The 16,834-nt window shown below is 67.7% G+C and carries 15 protein-coding genes; 9 read left to right on the top strand and 6 right to left on the bottom strand.

Annotation, left to right across the window (positions count from 1 at the left end; translation table 11 throughout):
* Window positions 1–22 precede the first annotated feature (22 nt).
* Complete coding sequence (parE, locus tag K343_RS0100200; RefSeq protein WP_028006361.1) at window positions 23–1,939, bottom strand: DNA topoisomerase IV subunit B; 1,917 nt, start codon at window positions 1,937–1,939, stop codon at window positions 23–25.
* Here parE and xseB point away from each other — a divergent pair.
* The 3 genes from xseB (at window position 1,926) to dxs (ending at window position 5,292) form a co-directional block, all read left to right on the top strand.
* Window positions 1,926–2,423, top strand: coding sequence for an exodeoxyribonuclease VII small subunit (gene xseB / locus K343_RS25245; RefSeq protein WP_366514315.1), 498 nt, complete (start codon window positions 1,926–1,928; stop codon window positions 2,421–2,423). The genes parE and xseB overlap by 14 nt on opposite strands.
* Window positions 2,420–3,313, top strand: coding sequence for a polyprenyl synthetase family protein (locus K343_RS0100190; RefSeq protein WP_028006359.1), 894 nt, complete (start codon window positions 2,420–2,422; stop codon window positions 3,311–3,313). The genes xseB and K343_RS0100190 overlap by 4 nt, the downstream gene beginning before the upstream one ends.
* Before the next feature lie 98 nt (window positions 3,314–3,411).
* Window positions 3,412–5,292, top strand: a complete 1,881-nt coding sequence (gene dxs / locus K343_RS0100185) for a 1-deoxy-D-xylulose-5-phosphate synthase (RefSeq protein ID WP_028006358.1) — start codon at window positions 3,412–3,414, stop codon at window positions 5,290–5,292.
* Window positions 5,293–5,320: 28 nt separating this feature from the next.
* On the opposite strand, the gene cysG is transcribed toward dxs, so the two are convergent.
* Window positions 5,321–6,721: a siroheme synthase CysG gene (gene cysG, locus K343_RS0100180; RefSeq protein ID WP_028006357.1), complete on the bottom strand. Its 1,401-nt coding sequence runs from the start codon at window positions 6,719–6,721 to the stop codon at window positions 5,321–5,323.
* 26 nt (window positions 6,722–6,747) lie between these two features.
* A complete protein-coding gene (locus K343_RS20200) occupies window positions 6,748–7,545 on the bottom strand; it encodes a sulfite exporter TauE/SafE family protein (protein WP_043111775.1) in 798 nt (265 codons plus the stop codon).
* Window positions 7,546–7,635: 90 nt separating this feature from the next.
* On the opposite strand from K343_RS20200, the gene cysB reads away from it, so the two are divergent.
* The 5 genes from cysB to K343_RS0100150 all read left to right on the top strand — a co-directional run bounded on the left by cysB (window position 7,636) and on the right by K343_RS0100150 (window position 12,179).
* Window positions 7,636–8,619 (top strand): HTH-type transcriptional regulator CysB, encoded by a 984-nt coding sequence (gene cysB, locus K343_RS0100170; protein ID WP_028006356.1) that lies wholly within the window; start codon window positions 7,636–7,638, stop codon window positions 8,617–8,619.
* Between the two features lie 90 nt (window positions 8,620–8,709).
* Window positions 8,710–10,380 (top strand): nitrite/sulfite reductase, encoded by a 1,671-nt coding sequence (locus tag K343_RS0100165; protein WP_028006355.1) that lies wholly within the window; start codon window positions 8,710–8,712, stop codon window positions 10,378–10,380.
* Entirely contained in the window at window positions 10,377–10,889 is a 513-nt protein-coding gene (locus K343_RS0100160; protein WP_028006354.1) for a DUF934 domain-containing protein, read from the top strand. Before K343_RS0100165 ends, K343_RS0100160 begins: the two co-directional genes overlap by 4 nt.
* Before the next feature lie 169 nt (window positions 10,890–11,058).
* A complete protein-coding gene (locus K343_RS0100155; protein ID WP_245585081.1) occupies window positions 11,059–11,904 on the top strand; it encodes a hypothetical protein in 846 nt (281 codons plus the stop codon).
* 11 nt (window positions 11,905–11,915) lie between these two features.
* Window positions 11,916–12,179, top strand: coding sequence for a hypothetical protein (locus K343_RS0100150; RefSeq protein ID WP_028006352.1), 264 nt, complete (start codon window positions 11,916–11,918; stop codon window positions 12,177–12,179).
* 169 nt (window positions 12,180–12,348) lie between these two features.
* Here K343_RS0100150 and K343_RS0100145 read toward each other — a convergent pair whose 3' ends face one another.
* The 3 genes from K343_RS0100145 to K343_RS0100135 form a co-directional block, all read right to left on the bottom strand.
* Window positions 12,349–13,578: an N-acetylmuramoyl-L-alanine amidase gene (locus tag K343_RS0100145; protein WP_028006351.1), complete on the bottom strand. Its 1,230-nt coding sequence runs from the start codon at window positions 13,576–13,578 to the stop codon at window positions 12,349–12,351.
* Window positions 13,579–13,673: 95 nt separating this feature from the next.
* The gene (tsaE, locus tag K343_RS0100140) at window positions 13,674–14,165 is read right to left on the bottom strand and encodes a tRNA (adenosine(37)-N6)-threonylcarbamoyltransferase complex ATPase subunit type 1 TsaE (RefSeq protein WP_028006350.1); all 492 of its coding nucleotides are present in this window, start codon (window positions 14,163–14,165) and stop codon (window positions 13,674–13,676) included.
* Window positions 14,162–15,661, bottom strand: a complete 1,500-nt coding sequence (locus K343_RS0100135; RefSeq protein WP_028006349.1) for a bifunctional ADP-dependent NAD(P)H-hydrate dehydratase/NAD(P)H-hydrate epimerase — start codon at window positions 15,659–15,661, stop codon at window positions 14,162–14,164. The genes tsaE and K343_RS0100135 overlap by 4 nt, the downstream gene beginning before the upstream one ends.
* A 76-nt stretch (window positions 15,662–15,737) precedes the next feature.
* Here K343_RS0100135 and queG point away from each other — a divergent pair, with 76 nt between their 5' ends.
* Entirely contained in the window at window positions 15,738–16,808 is a 1,071-nt protein-coding gene (gene queG / locus K343_RS0100130; RefSeq protein WP_028006348.1) for a tRNA epoxyqueuosine(34) reductase QueG, read from the top strand.
* Window positions 16,809–16,834 lie beyond the last annotated feature (26 nt).

Raw genomic sequence — 16,834 nt, 5'->3', positions numbered from 1 at the left:
CCGACAGATCGTTCCCGCGCGCTCAGACCTCGGCGCGGTTGCCTTCGCGCTCGAGCCAGTCCTTGCGATCCGAAGCGCGCTTCTTGGCGAGCAGCATGTCCATGACCTTGTCCGCCGACAGGCCCGCGTCGGCGACGCCGTCGTCGAGCGTCAGCTGCACGAGGCGGCGCGTGTCGCGCGCCATCGTCGTCTCGCGCAGCTGCAAGGGGTTCATCTCGCCCAGACCCTTGAAGCGCGTGACCTGCGGCTTGGCGCGGCTGCCCTCGGCGGCGAGGCGGTCGAGCACGCCGTTCTTCTCGGCCTCGTCGAGCGCGTAATAGACCTGCTTGCCGGCGTCGATGCGGAACAGCGGCGGCATCGCGATGAAGATGTTGCCGGCGGCGACCAGCGGACGGAAATGCTTGAGGAACAGCGCGCACAGCAAGGTCGCGATGTGCAGGCCGTCGGAGTCGGCGTCGGCGAGCACGCAGATCTTGCCGTAGCGCAGGCTGGCGATGTCGGCACTGCCCGGATCGACGCCGATCGCCACCGAGATGTCGTGGATCTCCTGGGAGGCGAGCGCCTCGTTGGCATCGACTTCCCAGCTGTTGAGGATCTTGCCGCGCAGCGGCATCACCGCCTGGTACTCGCGGTCGCGCGCCTGCTTGGCGGAGCCGCCGGCCGAGTCGCCTTCAACGAGGAACAGCTCGGTCAGCGCCGGGTCGTTGGACACGCAATCGGCCAGCTTGCCGGGCAGCGCCGGCCCGCTGGTGACCTTCTTGCGGACGACCTGCTTCGACAGCTTCAGGCGCGCATTGGCGTTGGCGATCACCAGCTGCGCGATCTGCTCGCCGGCATCGGTGTGCTGGTTCAGCCAGAGGCTGAACGAATCGTGCACCACGCCCTGCACGAAGGCGGCCGTCTCGCGCGAGCTGAGCCGCTCCTTGGTCTGGCCGGCGAATTGCGGGTCCTGCATCTTGACGCTGAGCACGTAGGCGCAGCCGTTCCAGACGTCTTCCGGCGTCAGCTTCAGGCCGCGCGGCAGCAGGTTGCGGAACTCGCAGAACTCGCGGATCGCCTCGGTCAGGCCGGTGCGCAGGCCGTTGACGTGCGTGCCGCCCTGCGCAGTCGGAATCAGATTGACGTAGCTTTCGGCGACCGGCTCGCCGCGCGCGCCTTCCTGGTTCAGCCACACCAGCGCCCACTCGGCTTCCTCGCGCGCCGCCTTGAACTGGCCGATGAAAGGCTCGCCCGGCAAGGTCTCGGCACCCTGCAGCGCATCCTTCAGGTAGTCCGGCAGGCCGTTCTCGTACTGCCAGCTCAGCTCCTCGCCGTGGATCTTGTCGATCAACGTGACGTGCAGGTTCGGGCACAGCACGGCCTTGGCGCGCAGCACCTGCTTGAGGCGCGGCATCGAGAACTTCGGCGAGTCGAAATACTTCGGATCGGCCCAGAAGCGCACCGTGGTGCCGCGCTTGTTCCTGGCGACCGTGCCGACCGGCTTCAGCTTCTCGGCGACTTCGCCGTCCTTGAACACGATCAGATGCTCGGTGCCGTCGCGGAACACGCGCACTTCGAGACGGTTCGACAGCGCGTTGACGACCGAGACGCCGACGCCATGCAGGCCGCCCGAGAACTGGTACTGCTTGTTCGAGAACTTGGCGCCCGAATGCAGCTTGGTCAGGATCAGCTCGACACCGGTGACCTTGTGCACCGGGTGAATGTCGACCGGCATGCCGCGGCCATCGTCGGCAACTTCGAGCGAGCCGTCGTCGTGGACCGTGACGGTGACGTTCTTGCAGTAGCCGGCGAGCGCCTCGTCGACCGCGTTGTCGATCACTTCCTGGGCGAGATGGTTCGGACGCGTGGTATCCGTATACATGCCCGGGCGCTTGCGCACCGGATCCAAACCCTGAAGGACTTCAATTGCTTCGGCGCTGTACTGATTGTTGCTGGCCATCGGAGGGGGGTCGCGTTGCGGACGCGCGAAGGTAGCCAATGCGTCGCGCCTCGGCAAGATTGCCCTCGCCGCCGTTCTCGGGCACGCAGGCGCGCGCCTGCGCCGCCCGTTCCGATACCCGCGATGCGGGGCACCGGCGTTCTGGATGTGCCGTCCGGCGATTACACTACGGCTCTTTCGTCTCCGGCTCTCGCGAGCCGCGCCTGCCATGCCCGCCAAAAACCCGGTTCCGCCGCCCGCCCCCGCTCCGTCCGCCGACCCGGTCGGCCAGTTCGAGGAGGCGATGAAGGAGCTCGAAAGCATCGTGCAGACGCTCGAGCGCGGCGACCTGCGCCTCGACGAGTCGCTGCGCCTGTTCGAACGCGGCGTGGCGTTGGCCCGACAGTGCCGCGGCTCGCTCGAACACGCCGAACTGAAAGTGCACGATCTGCTCGCCAGCGACCGCGGCGGCGATGACGATGCAGACGAGGACGCAGGCCCGTGAACGCGCCGTTCGCCGCACGCGTGGAGGACTACCGGCAACGCCTGCAGGCCGCCTTCGAGCGCGCGCTGCCGCCGGCCGGCTGCTATCCGGCGCGCCTGCACGAGGCGATGCGCTACGCCGTCGACGGCGGCAAGCGCCTGCGTCCGCTGCTGGTATATGCGGCCGGCGAAGTGCTCGGCCTGCCGCCGCGCGCGCTCGACGCGCCGGCCTGCGCGATCGAGCTGATCCACGTCTACTCGCTGGTCCACGACGACCTGCCGGCGATGGATGACGACGATCTGCGCCGCGGCCGGCCGACGACGCACAAGGCCTACGACGAAGCCACCGCGATCCTGGTCGGCGACGGCCTGCAGGCGCTGGCCTTCCAGGTGCTCGCATCCGACCGCGAGGCCGGGCTGTCCGCCGCGCAGCGCCTGCAGATGGTCGACCTGCTCGCCGAGGCCGCCGGCTCGCGCGGCATGGTCGGCGGCCAGGCTGTCGATCTCGCTTCCGAGGGCAGCCAGCTGACGCTGGCCGAACTCGAAGCCCTGCACGTCCACAAGACCGGCGCGATGATCCGCGCCTGCCTGCGGCTCGCCTGCGCCGCCGCGCCGGCGCTGCGCGCCGAGGCGCGCGACGCGCTCGATCATTACGGCAAGTGCATCGGCCTGGCCTTCCAGATCCAGGACGACGTGCTCGACATCGAGGCCAGCTCGACGGCGCTCGGCAAGACGGCGGGCAAGGACGAGGCCCGCCTCAAGTCGACGTACCCGTCGGTGATGGGCCTGCCGGCCGCCAAGGCCCGCGCCGCCGAACTGTTCGCCTCGGCGCGGGCGGCGCTGGCGCTCTTCAATGACGGCGCGGAGCCGCTGCAGTGGCTGTCCCGCCATATCGAGGGCCGCGACCACTGAGACACAGTGCCGTTCACGCACTGGTTCGGGGCAGCCCCTTGGCCGATAATCCCGTACTGCTTTCAGGACAGGGTGCCCTCGGGCACATAAGAAACTTCATGACCGATATTCCCGGATACGCCCTGCTCGGGCGCATCCAGACGCCGGACGAACTGCGCCAGCTGCCCGCCGACGAACTGCCGGCGCTCGCGGTCGAGATGCGGCGTTACCTGATCGAGACGCTCGGCCGGATCGGCGGCCATTTCGCCGCCAACCTCGGCACCGTCGAGCTCTCGCTCGCCCTGCACTACTGCCTCGACACCCCGCACGACCGCATCGTCTGGGACGTCGGCCACCAGGCCTATCCGCACAAGATGCTGACCGGCCGCCGCGCACGCCTGGAGACGATCCGCCGCCTCGGCGGCCTGGCGCCGTTCTGCCTGCGCGCCGAAAGCGAGTACGACACCTTCGGCGTCGGCCACTCGTCGACTTCGATCTCGGCCGCCGCCGGCATGGCCGCCGCGGCGCGCCTGAAGGAAGAGACGCGCCGCGTGGTCGCGGTGATCGGCGACGGCGGCATGACCGCCGGCATGGCCTTCGAGGCCCTGAACCACGCCGGTCATCTCGGCCTCGACATGCTGGTGATCTACAACGACAACGACATGTCGATCTCCGAGAACGTCGGCGCCCTGCGCGACCACTCGGCGCGCCTGATGCAGAAGCTCGGCATGAAGGCACCGCACGCGGCCCGCGCACCGCGCGCCGCCCACAACGAAGCCCACCTCGACCATCCGGGCGCGATGTTCGAGACCTTCGGCTTCCGCTATTCGGGGCCGGTCGACGGCCATGACCTGCCGGCGCTGATGCAGGCGCTGGACGGCCTGAAGGACGCGCGCGGCCCGCAGCTGCTGCACGTCGTCACCGTCAAGGGCAAGGGCTTCGAGCCGGCCGAGGCCGACCCGATCAAGTATCACGGCATCACCCAGTTCGACCCGGTCACCGGCGCGTTCCCGGCCAAGAAGAGCGAGTCCGCGCCGACTTACACGCAGGTGTTCGGCGACTGGCTGTGCCGCGCCGCCGAGCGCGATCGCCTGGTCGTCGGCATCACGCCGGCGATGCGCGAAGGCTCGGGCCTGGTGCAGTTCGCGCAGCGCTTCCCGGCGCGCTACTTCGACGTCGGCATCGCCGAGCAGCATGCGGTGACGCTCGCCGCCGGCCTCGCCTGCGAGGGCATGAAGCCGGTCTGCGCGATCTACTCGACCTTCCTGCAGCGCGGCTACGACCAGCTGATTCACGACGTCGCGATCCAGAATCTGCCGGTGCTGTTCGCGATCGATCGCGGCGGCCTGGTCGGCGCCGACGGCGCCACGCATCACGGCAGCTTCGATCTGTCCTACCTGCGCTGCATCCCGAATCTGGTGGTGATGGCGCCGTCGGACGAGAACGAGTGCCGGCGCATGCTGTCGACCGGCCTGACGCTGGCGCAGCCCAGCGCCGTGCGCTATCCGCGCGGCAATGGCATCGGTCTGGTCCCCGAGCACGAGGCCCGGCCGCTCGCCGTCGGCAAAGGCCGCATCGTGCGCGAGGCGCACGGCCGCCGCCGTCCGCGCGTCGCGATCCTGGCGTTCGGCGCGATGGTGCAACCGGCACTCGAAGCGGCCGAGATCCTCGACGCCGTGGTCGCCGACATGCGCTTCGTCAAGCCACTCGATGCCGAGCTGATCCTCGAACTCGCCAACGAGAACGACCTGCTGGTGACGATCGAGGACAACGTCCGTCTCGGCGGCGCCGGCTCCGGCGTCAACGAAGTGCTGGTCGCCCAGCATCACACGGTGCCGGTGTTGAACCTCGGCCTGCCGGACCAGTTCGTCGAGCACGGTACGCGCGAAGAGCTGCTGGCGCAGGCCGGCCTCGACACCGCCGGCATCCTGCGCGCGATCCAGAAGCGCCTGCGCTCGCGCGATCTCGACGAAGCCAAGCGCGGCAGCGCCGGCGGCTAGACGCCGGCCCGGGGCAAGGGCGAATCGGTCAGCGGCGCTGGCCGCGGAACCAGTCGAGCTTTTCGCGCAGCTTCACGACTTCGCCGACCATCAACAGCGTCGGCCCGTGCAGCTCGGTGGCGGCGACCGCGTCCGGCAGACTGCCGAGCGAGCCGACGATGACGCGCTGCGCCGGCGAGGTGCCGTCGGACACCACCGCGGCCGGCCAGTCGGACGGCAGGCCGTGCGCGCGCAGCTCGGCGCAGATCTGCGGCAGCGTCTGCAGGCCCATGTAGAACACCACGGTCTGCCCGCGACGGGCGAGCTGGTCCCAGTGCAGATCCAGCCGGCCGTCCTTGCGCGCGTGTCCGGTCACGAATACGCAGGACTGCGCGTAATCGCGATGCGTCAGCGGAATGCCGGCGTAGGCCGCGCAGCCGGCGGCGGCCGTCACGCCGGGCACGACCTGAAAGGCGATCCCTTCGGCCATCAGCGTTTCGATCTCTTCGCCGCCGCGTCCGAAGATGAACGGGTCGCCGCCCTTGAGGCGCAGCACGCGCCGGCCGGCGCGTGCCTGACGGACCAGCTCGGCGTTGATCTCCTCCTGCGGCACGGTATGCCGGTTGCGGGACTTGCCGACGAAGAGGCGCTCGGCATCGCGCCGCACGAGGTCGAGCACGCCGGGCGATACCAGGCGATCGTAGAGCACGATGTCGCACTGCTGCATCAGGCGCAGCGCCCGGAAGGTCAGCAGGTCGGGATCGCCCGGACCGGCGCCGACCAGATAGACCTCGCCGGCCGCCGGCGCGCCATCGATCAGCCGTTCGAGCGCGGCGTCGGCGGCGGATTCGTCGCCGCGCTGCGCGGCCTCGGCGCCGGCGCCGTCCAGGAACTGCTCCCAGATCGCACGTTTCTGCGTGTGTGCCGTGCCGCGCACGCGGGGACGCCGGCTCTGCAGATAGCGGGCGAGCCGGCCGAGGCCGGACGGCAGCAGCGATTCGATGCGCTCGCGCAGGCGCCGCGCCAGCACCGGCGCCGCGCCGCCGCTGGAGATCGCGACCAGCAGCGGCCGGCGATCGACGACGGCCGGCACGATGAAGCGGCTGCGCGCCTCGTCGTCGACGACGTTGACCGGCACATGGGCACGCTCGGCCGCCTCGGCAACGGCGGCGTTGAGCATCGGATCATCGGTTGCGGCAATGACGAGCCGCTGGCGTTCGACCTGATCGGCCTCGAAGCGCGGCGCCAGCCAGCGGGCCCGCCCCGCCTCGACGATCGCGCGCACCTCGGCTTCGAGCTCGGCGGCGACGATTCCGACCTGCGCCTGCGCACGCAGCAAGGCCTGCAGCTTGCGCGCGGCGACCGCGCCGCCGCCGACCAGCAGCACCGGCTCGCCCCGCAGACGGATGAAAACAGGAAAGTATGGCCAGGCATCGGAATCGGCGGACATGCGCGAAGCTTAGCGTGTCGGCGCGTTCAGCCGGCGATCGCCTTGGCTGCCATCGTGCCGCCGATGAAGATCAGAAAGGCGGCGACGAGCCGCTTGAGCAGGCGCGGCGGCAGGCGAAAACCCAGCCGCGTGCCGAGCCAGATGCCGGGCAAGGCCCCCACCAGCAACAGGCCCAGCATGCGGTAGTCCACCGAGCCGATGCCGGCATGCCCCAGGCCGGCGATGCCGGTGATCAGAACCGCATGCGCAAGGTCGGAACCGATCAGCACGATCGGCCGCTCCTTGGGATACAGCAACAGCAGCAGCATCATGCCGATCACCCCGGCGCCGACCGAGGAGATTGTCACCAGCGTACCGATCAGCGCACCGGAGAGCAGCGTCAGCGGTGCCTGCAGACGCTCGAGCATCGCCGCGCTCATGGCCAGACCGCTGCGCTGCATCCAGCGCAACAGCGGCTCCTGCAGCAGGGTGAAAGTCGCGGTCACGATGATCGCCGCCGACAGCACCAGCTTGATCAGATGGTCGAGCCCGGGCCCGGCCGGAACCTGGCGCAGCACCACGAGCGTGACGATCGTCGCCGGCACGCTGCCGGCCGACAGCACTCCGACCAGCCGCCAGTTGACCGTGCCGTTGCGGCGATGCAGGACCACGCCGAATGCCTTGCTGAGACTCGCGTAGAGCAGATCGGTGCCGACGGCGATCGCCGGCTTGATGCCGCAGAACAGGATCAGGATCGGGGTCATCAACGAGCCGCCGCCAACGCCGGTCGCGCCGACCGCCGTGCCCACCACCAGTCCCGCCAATATGAAACCGAGTTCTTGCATTTGATTTTTTGGGTCTAAGGGCGCGCGAGCTATCGAAGATTCTGGAATAGCAGACTATAATTTTATTCAGTTTACGAATATGAGGCCGCCATGAAACTCCGGCAGCTGCATTACATCCACGAAGTCGCCCAGCGCGGCCTCAACGTCACGGCCGCGTCCGAGGCCCTGTTCACGTCGCAACCCGGCGTCAGCAAGCAGATCCGCATGCTCGAGGACGAACTCGGCGTCGACATCTTCGTGCGCAACGGCAAGCATCTGTCCGAGATCACGCCGGCCGGCCAGCGCATCCTCGACTGCACGCAGCGTCTGCTCGCCGAGGTCGAGAACATCAAGCGCGTCGCCGAGGAGTTCCACGATGCCGACCGCGGCGATCTGGCGATCGCCACCACGCACACGCAGGCGCGCTATGCGCTGCCGCGGGTGATCCAGCCGTTCCGGCAGCTCTATCCGCGCGTCAGCCTGCACCTGCACCAGGGCTCGCCGCCGCAGATCGCAAGAATGGCGGCCGAAGGCCAGGCCGATTTCGCGATCGCGACCGAGGCCATGCACCACTTCGAGACGCTGGTGATGCTGCCCTGCTACCACTGGAATCGTTCGGTCCTCGTGCGCCCGGACCACCCGCTCGCCGGCAAATCGCGGCTGACGCTGCAGGACATCGCCGCGCACCCGATCATCACCTACACCTTCGGCTTCACCGGCCGCTCGAAGCTCGACCAGGCCTTCGCGGCGCGCGGCCTGAAGCCGGACGTGGTGCTGACGGCCGTCGACGCCGATGTCATCAAGACCTACGTGCGCCTCGGTCTCGGCGTCGGCATCATCGCCAGCATGGCGTTCGACGAAAAGACCGATCGCGACCTCGTCTGCCTGCCGGCCGATCATTTGTTCGAAGACAGCGTCACGCATATCGGCTTCCGGCGCGGACTGTTCCTGCGCGGATACATGTATGACTTCCTGAAGCTGTTTGCCCCGCATCTGACGCGCGAGGTCGTCGATGAGATCAGCGCGATCGCCGATGCCGAGCAGCGGCAGAAGAGGTCCGAAGAATTGATGAAGTCCCTGCCCGATGCCCAATAACCGTTCGGCATGAGCTTATAACTTCAAGCCCGGAATTCCGCCGAGCCGGATGGGAACCCGGATAATGCGCGTCCCGCGCAGGACACCGCCATGTACCGCTACGACTCCTACGACCAGAAGCTCGTCGACGAACGCGTCGCGCAGTTTCGCGACCAGACCCGCCGCTTTCTGGCTGGACAGATCCCGGATGAAGAATTCCGGGCCCTGCGCCTGCGCAACGGCCTGTACATCCAGCGCTTCGCGCCGATGCTGCGCGTGGCGATCCCGTACGGCCTGCTCGCCAGCCGGCAGCTGCGCATGCTGGCGCACATCGCGCGCGAGTACGACAAGGGTTTTGGCCATTTCACGACGCGCCAGAACATCCAGTACAACTGGCCGCAGCTCGAGCGCGTGCCGGACATCCTCGCCGATCTGGCCAGCGTGCAGATGCACGCGATCCAGACCTCCGGCAACTGCATCCGCAACATCACCTCCGACCATCTCGCCGGTGCCGCCCGCGATGAGCTCGTCGACCCGCGCCCGTACTGCGAGCTGACGCGGCAATGGGCGACGTTCCACCCCGAGTTCAACTGGCTGCCGCGCAAGTTCAAGATCGCCTTCTCGGCGACCACGACCGACCGCGCCGCAACGCAGGTGCACGACATCGGCGTGCACATCGTCCGCAACGCGGCCGGCGAGCTCGGCTACACGATCTACGTCGGCGGCGGCCTCGGCCGCATGCCGATGCTCGGCCATCCGATCCGCGAATTCCTGCCGGAACTCGATCTGCTGTCGTACCTCGAAGCGGTGCTGCGCGTGTACAACCGCCTGGGCCGCCGCGACAATATCCACCGCGCCCGCATCAAGATTCTCGTCAAGGAGATGGGGCCGGCGAAGTTCACCGAACTCGTCGAGGCCGAGTGGACGCAGATCCGCGACAGTGAGCTGCGCCTCGACGCGCAAGACATCGAGAGCATGAAGTCGCACTTCGACGAGCACCCGTACGAGCCGGGCGCTGCGGACGACACGAGTTTCGCCGCGCATCTGCGCCAGGACAGCGCCTTCGCCGCCTTCGCCAAGCGCAACGTCAAAGATCATCGCGTCGACGGCTACAAGATCGTGTTCGTGTCGCTGAAGCCGCGTAACGGCGTGCCCGGCGATGCCTCGGCCGAGCAGCTCGACATCCTCGCCGATCTGGCCGAGCGCTACAGCTTCGGTGAAGCGCGCGCCACGCACGATCAGAACCTCGTGCTCGCCGAAGTCCGCCAGAGCGACGTCTACGCCGTCTGGCAGGCGCTGCGCCAGTACGATCTGGCGACCCCGAATATCGGCCTGCTGACCGATATGATCTGCTGCCCCGGCCTCGACTACTGCTCGCTCGCCAACGCCGGCTCGATCGGCGTCGCACAGGACATCACCGACCGCTTCGAGTCGCTCGATTACCTGTACGACATCGGCGACATCAAGATCAAGATGTCCGGCTGCATGAACGGTTGCGGCCACCACACCGTCGGCCACATCGGCATCCTCGGCGTCGACAAGCATGGCGAGGAGTGGTACCAGGTCACGCTCGGCGGCTCGGCTGAGGATGACGCCAGCCTCGGCGACCGCACCGGTCCGGCGATCAGTCGCGCCGACATCGCCGAAGCGGTCGAGCGCATCATCGCCGTCTACATGCAGCAACGGCACTCGGAAGATGAATCGTTCCTGCAGTGCTATCGCCGCGTCGGCATGGCGCCGTTCAAGGCACGCATCTATGCGGAAGACGGGGTGAGCGCGTGACCATTTTGCTGCTCGACGGCCGCGTGGCCGCGGATGAGTATCTGGAACTTGCTGACGACGCACCGCTGCCGGCGTCGCCGGTCGCAGTCACAGTCTCGTTGCAGCGCTGGCAGCACGAGGCCAACGCGCTCGCAGCCAGCGGATCGAAGGTTGCGGTCCGGCTGGCCAATACGGTCGACATCACGACCTTGCCGGACTCGCTGCTGGCATGCCCGATGATCGAACTGCTGTTCCCCGCGTTCGCCGATGGGCGCGCCTATAGTCAAGCGCGCCTGCTGCGCGAGCGGCTCGGCTATCACGGCCAGATTCGCGCACGCGGTTCGGCTGTGGTCGCCGATCAACTGCAGGGCATGGCGCGCGTCGGCATCGATGCGTTCGTCCTGCGCGAGGATCAGAATCCCGAGACCGCGGCGCGCGCCCTGCATGGCTTCGACCTCGCTTATCAAGGGGCGTGCGATACCCTGCCGAGGGTGCGGCAATTGCGACGCTCCACTTCCGCGACCCGCTGAAGAACGCAAACTGTGCTTCGCAGCACAGTTCGGGGTCCGGCTTTCTTGCAATGCAAGATGAATCCGGTCAGTGCCGCGTAAGCCTCTGCCTTAACGAAGATTTGTGGCTTTACTGCGCTGCGCTCCACCCCCGATTCAGGCCTTGTATTTGGATATCTGAAACACTAGAGTGTTTCGCGGCGGCGCAACAAACGCATCAAAGCGTGCCGTACGAGCCAACCACAGGGGAATCACGGTTATGAAGGTGAAGAATAAGACGGTTCTGGTTACGGGCGCCCTGATGCTCGCAAGCACGCCGGCGTGGGCCCAGAGCGGCTCTGAAGCCGCCAGCGCTGCCGCCAGCGAACTCAAGGGTTTCGCCGCACCGGCCCTGCAGGCCCCGGTTGCTTTCGGCGCACGTTGGGGAACCTTCGGTGTGGGCGGCTATGGCCAAACCTGTGATTGCAATGATCAGGACGCCGACGGTTCGCTGGGTGTCGCCTTCGGCCTCGGCGATCCGGACAAGTACGCGGCACTCGAAGTGGCGGTTGCCTCCTCATCGCTGTTCGGTGACACCGGCAGCGGCGACAGCTTCGGTGAATCGGGTTCGGTTGGCCTGAAGCTGCATACCAATCTGCCGGGTTTCGCCTCGTTCGCCGTCGGCGTCAACGGCACCGGCCGCTGGGGCAGCGACGCGTTCAAGAATGCGAACAAGTCGAGCGTCTACGCGGTCGCCACCAAGATGCTGCCGGTCGGCCAGTTCGCGACGATTCTGAACATCGGTATCGGCGACGAGCTCTATAACGAACCGAACAAGAGCGGCGCCAACGTGTTCGGATCGGCGGCGTTCTACTTCACGCAGCAGATTTCGGTACTGGCCGAGTACACCGGCCGCTTCACCAATGCCGCGGTTTCGGTCGCGCCGTTCCGCTCGTTCCCGCTGACCGTCACCCTCGGCGCCACCAATCTGGGCGAACGCTACGGCGGCAACGTCGAGTTCGCCGGTTCCGTTGGCGTCGGCTTCGCGTTCAACTAAGGAGGCACACAATGCGCAAGCACACTCTCATCAAGATGGCCCTCGCGGCGATCGTGGCCAGCGCTTCGCTTCCGGCGATTGCAGGCAGCGGCACCAGTGGATCGAGCGGTACCAGCGGCAGTGCCGGCCTGGGCATTGACTACGCGGCGCTTGCCGTGTCCGGCTGCTCAGGCAATCCGAGCACGTGCATCCCCGGCTCCTCGTCGGAAGGCACGATGGGCGGTCCGATCGCGGGGCTCGCGAAGCACTTCTCGAAGAACAAGCGCAATCGCTAAAACGTTTCAGCGACTGCAGCCTATCGATACCCCCTCGATTGAGGGGGTATTTTTTTTGCTTCTTAATCCATGAAAGGCCGGGTGGAACAAGCCGTCGACAGCTGCCACCGAAGCTGAGGGCTACGGAACTTGTTTTCCAGCACCGCCGCCCCGTCTCGGCTTCGGCACGCTAGTTCTTGTCTGAAATCGCGCTGACCTTCGTGAAGCGCGGCGAAGCTTCGACCAGCTGTTGCTTCGGTCGGTAGGTCTGGAAATAGCCCTTGACGCCGGTGAAGATGCTGGCCGCCAGCTTGCCCTGATAATCCTCGCTGGCCAACAGCTTTTCCTCGCGCGGATTGGTGATAAAGGCGGTCTCGACCAGCACGGACGGAATGTCCGGCGCCTTGAGCACGACGAAAGCGGCCTGCTGGACATCCGATTTCTGCAGATTGTTGACCTGCCCCATCGAGCGCAGGATGCGCGAACCGACGTCGAAGCTGGCTTCCATGGTCGCGCTTTGCGACAGGTCGATCAGGACCGCGGCGAGATCGTTGTCCTTGCCGTGCAATTCGACGCCGCCGACCAGATCGGCCGCGTTTTCCTTGTTCGCAAGCCAGCGCGCCTGTTCGTTGGTGACGCCGCGATCGCTCAGCACGTAAACCGCCGTGCCCTGCATCTCCCGCTTTGTGAACGCGTTGCAGTGGATCGACACGAACATGTCGGCCTGATGCTTGCGCGCAATCTCGACGCGCTGGCGCAGGCCCACGTAATAGTCTCCGTCGCGCGTCAGCACAGCGCGCATGTTCGGCTGCGTGTTGATCAGCAAGGCCAGCTTGCGCGCGATCGCCAGCGAGACATCTTTCTCCTGAAGGCCTGAAGCGCCACGCGCGCCGGGATCTTCGCCGCCGTGTCCCGCGTCGATCGCGACCACGATCGGCTTGTCCTGCAGTCGGGTCGTGCCGCTCGGGTTTGCCGGCGGCGACGGCATCGCCGGCGCCGGCACAGTCGCTACGGGTTCAGCTGCGGCAGATGCAGCCGCGTCGTTGCGCATGAGATCGATGACGACACGATGGCCGTACTCATCGTTCGGCGCCAGTTCGAAGCTCTTGGCGTCGACGGCGGCGGCCACGTCGAGCACGACGCGAATGCCGCCGTCACGCGGACCGCTGCGGATTTTCTTGACGAGGCCTTTGGGGGCCGCCCGCGAAGCACGCTTGATACTGGCGGCATCGAGGTCGGACAGATCGACAACCACGCGATCCGGGTTGGCGAGCGTGAAGACCGTCGGCCGGCTCGCCACACTGATATCGAAGACGACGCGCGTCGAATCCGGGCCGTCCCAGACGCGCAAATCCTTCAGCTCCGCCGCCTGCAGCAGCGGCGCAGCGAACAGGAGCGCCAGTCCGATCCCCCAACGCATACATCCCTTCCTCGCGGATTTGGCCGGAACAGTAGCCTAATTTTTCGTCAACCGCAAATTTTAGTCCGCCTAAACATGAAGATAGCGATCATTCTTCATGAAGGGTGTGAATCTGCGCTAGCACTCGCGCCCAACTGCTCGCGCAGTTCGGCCATCAAGCCGGCGTCATCGCTCTGCAGGCAAGCCCGGCGCCCATGGCCGGCGGTGGACAGGTCGATACACAGACTCGGAGCCGGCAGGAAGCCCTCGCCGCGCTCCGGCCATTCGACGAGCCAGAGGCTGCGCTCCGGCGAAAAATCGCGCACGCCGATCGCGACCAGTTCTTCGGGATCCTGCAGGCGATAGAGGTCCATGTGCAGGACCGGCGGGCGTCCGCTGATTTCATAGATCTCCAGCAAGGTATACGTCGGACTGCGTACCGCGCCGGCAACGCCCAGCGCCCGCAGCAGACCGCGCGCCAGCGTCGTCTTGCCGGCGCCGAGATCGCCGCGCAGGTACAGGACGCCACCACCCGCCAGCACGCGCGCCAAGACGCCCCCCAGCGCTTCGGTCGCAGCGCTATCGACCAGTGCCTGCTCGATTCTCACGACGTTCCCCGGCGCACGGGATTGACGATCGCGCGCAGACGATCGATCAGATCGCTCGGCAACAGGCCGCGTTCACCGGCCGACGCCGCCGCGTCCCCGGCCAGCGCGTGCGCAAGCACGCCGGCTTGCGCCGCAGCCGGCGCGGCGAGGCCCTGCGCCCGCAGCGCCGCGATGATGCCGGTCAGTGCATCACCCATGCCGCCGACGGCCATGCCGGGATTGCCGAACGGGCAGACGACCGGCGGAACACCGCCGACCATCGTGCCGGCGCCCTTGAGCACGACGGCCGCGCCGTAGCGCGCCTGCAGGGCGTGCAGCGCCGCGGCACGATCGGACTGCACGGCCCCGGTCGTCGTGCCCAGCAGGCGCGCCGCCTCGCCGGGATGCGGCGTGAGCACGGCGTCGCCGAGCACGGTCGACGGCGCGGCCGCCAGCAGATTCAGCGCGTCGGCGTCGAGCACACGCGGCTTGTCCAAGCGCATGACCTCGCCCCACAGCAGGCGCGCCCAATCATCGGTGCCCAGCCCCGGACCGATCGCCACGACCGTCGCGCGCGCCATCAGGCGCCGCAAGGTGTCGACATCCTCGACGCCATGGCACATCAGTTCCGGCTGCGCCGCCGTCAGCATCGCCGCGTGCTCGTGGCGCGTGGCGACGCTGACCAGCCCGGCACCGGCATGCAGCGCGGCGCGCCCCGCCAGCAGGATCGCCCCTGTCATGCCGTGATTGCCGCCGACCAGGAGGACATGCCCGTGGTCGCCCTTGTGCGCGGTCGGAGAACGCAGTGGCAGCACGGCTTCGAGATCGGTCGCGGCCTGCAGGCGCGCGGCTGGCGCCACGCCTTCATGAACTTCGGGGCCGAGTTCGAGCCCGGCGAATTGCACCGCCCCGCAGACGGCCGGACCCTGCCCGGTATGCATGCCCAGCTTGCGGCCGATGAAGGTGACCGTCAGATCGGCCTGCACCACGGCACCGTAGTCGGCCGCGCCGCGCGTCGCATCGAGCCCGGAGGGAATGTCGACCGCCACCACGCCCGCGCCCGCGGTGCGCGCCTGCGTGATCGCGGCGATCGCAGCCCTCGACGCATCGTCCAGCGCCCGGCTCAATCCGGTTCCGAACAACGCATCAGCCACGACCTCGCCGGCGGGCAGTTGCCTGGGCATCGGCAGGATCGTTCCGCCATCACCTTTCCAGGCCGAGCAAGCCAGAACCGCGTCACCCTGGCGAGGCTCACCGCCGACCGCATAGAGCTGCACGCTCCAGCCGGCCGCGCGCGCCAGGCGTGCAAGCTCATAGCCATCGCCACCGTTGTTGCCGTTGCCGCAGACCACGACCAGCGATCGCGCATGCGGCCAGCGCTCCCGGGCAGCGACCCAGCAGGCACGCGCCGCGCGCTGCATCAGGGTGTATCCGGGAATCCCGAAATCCTGGATCGCGCGCCGATCCAGTTCGCGCGCCTGGGCCGCGGTATAGAGCCGCTGTGCGATGTCGTCCATGGCGAACAGTATAGAAGCCGCCCGCGCACCGCCCGCATACAATTGCGCTCTTCCCTGCCTGCCGCCCGCCGTGCCGATGCCCGCTCCCGACCCGCAGCGACTCGTGACCGACATCCGGTCCTGGGCAAAGGAATGCGGCTTCGCCGACGCCGGCATCGCGCGCCTCGAACTCGACGCCGACCTCCAGCACCTGCGCGACTGGCTGGCCGAAGGCTTTCACGGTCAGATGGAGTGGCTCGCCCGTGACCTGCCGCTGCGCGAGCATCCACAGCGTCTCCGCCCAGGCACGCTGAGCGTGATCTCGGTTCGCATGAACTATCGAGGCGATGCCGCCGACGCCGACGCGGTGCTTGGCGATGCGAGCAAGGCCTACATCTCACGCTACGCACTCGGGCGCGACTACCACAAGCTGGTACGAAGCCGCCTGCTCAAGCTGGGCCGCCGCATCGAGGCCGCAGTCGGGCCGCATGGCTATCGCGTACTCGCCGACAGCGCGCCGGCGCTCGAGAAGGCATACGCACGCAACGCCGGGCTCGGCTGGATCGGCAAGAATACGCTCGTGCTCAGCCGCACAGCCGGTTCATGGTTCTTCCTCGGCGAGATCTACACCGACCTCGAACTGCCGCCCGACGCAGCGCCGGCAGCCGACAATCTCTGCGGCCGCTGCACGGCCTGCCTTCGGATCTGCCCGACCCAGGCCATCGTCGCGCCGTACCGGCTCGACGCGCGACGCTGCATCTCCTACCTGACGATCGAGCATCACGGCTCGATCCCGCCGGACCTGCGGCCGCTGATCGGCAACCGCATCTTCGGCTGCGACGATTGCCAGCTGGTCTGCCCGTGGAACCGCTACGCGCAGCGCAGTCCCGAAGTCGATTTCGCGCCGCGCCACGGACTCGATGCGCCACAGCTCGTCGCACTGTTCGCCTGGGACGAGACCGAATGGCTGCGCCGCACCGAGGGCATGGCCTTGCGTCGTGCCGGCTATGCCCGCTGGCTGCGCAATCTGGCGGTCGCACTCGGCAATGCCCCGGCTGCAGAGGAAGTGGTCGCCGCCCTGCGGGGTCGCCTCGACGACCCCGACGAAACCGTGCGCGAGCACGTCGCATGGGCGCTCGAGCGCCAGCGATCCGCGGCGGCCCCTTGAGATCGCCGCCGAACCGGCCGCCGTCG

Source organism: Solimonas flava DSM 18980 (assembly GCF_000426685.1).
Taxonomy (GTDB): Bacteria; Pseudomonadota; Gammaproteobacteria; order Nevskiales; family Nevskiaceae; genus Solimonas; species Solimonas flava.
Note: the sequence above shows the minus strand (reverse complement) of the source record. Positions and strands in the feature narration are given on the sequence as shown.

Excerpts from the sequence above, each read along its gene's own strand:
- parE (WP_028006361.1), bottom strand. The coding sequence starts at position 1,939 with ATGGCCAGCAACAATCAGTACAGCGCCGAAGCAATTGAAGTCCTTCAG.
- dxs (WP_028006358.1), top strand. The coding sequence starts at position 3,412 with ATGACCGATATTCCCGGATACGCCCTGCTCGGGCGCATCCAGACGCCG.
- cysG (WP_028006357.1), bottom strand. The coding sequence starts at position 6,721 with ATGTCCGCCGATTCCGATGCCTGGCCATACTTTCCTGTTTTCATCCGT.
- K343_RS20200 (WP_043111775.1), bottom strand. The coding sequence starts at position 7,545 with ATGCAAGAACTCGGTTTCATATTGGCGGGACTGGTGGTGGGCACGGCG.
- cysB (WP_028006356.1), top strand. The coding sequence starts at position 7,636 with ATGAAACTCCGGCAGCTGCATTACATCCACGAAGTCGCCCAGCGCGGC.
- K343_RS0100165 (WP_028006355.1), top strand. The coding sequence starts at position 8,710 with ATGTACCGCTACGACTCCTACGACCAGAAGCTCGTCGACGAACGCGTC.
- K343_RS0100150 (WP_028006352.1), top strand. The coding sequence starts at position 11,916 with ATGCGCAAGCACACTCTCATCAAGATGGCCCTCGCGGCGATCGTGGCC.
- K343_RS0100145 (WP_028006351.1), bottom strand. The coding sequence starts at position 13,578 with ATGCGTTGGGGGATCGGACTGGCGCTCCTGTTCGCTGCGCCGCTGCTG.
- K343_RS0100135 (WP_028006349.1), bottom strand. The coding sequence starts at position 15,661 with ATGGACGACATCGCACAGCGGCTCTATACCGCGGCCCAGGCGCGCGAA.
- queG (WP_028006348.1), top strand. The coding sequence starts at position 15,738 with ATGCCCGCTCCCGACCCGCAGCGACTCGTGACCGACATCCGGTCCTGG.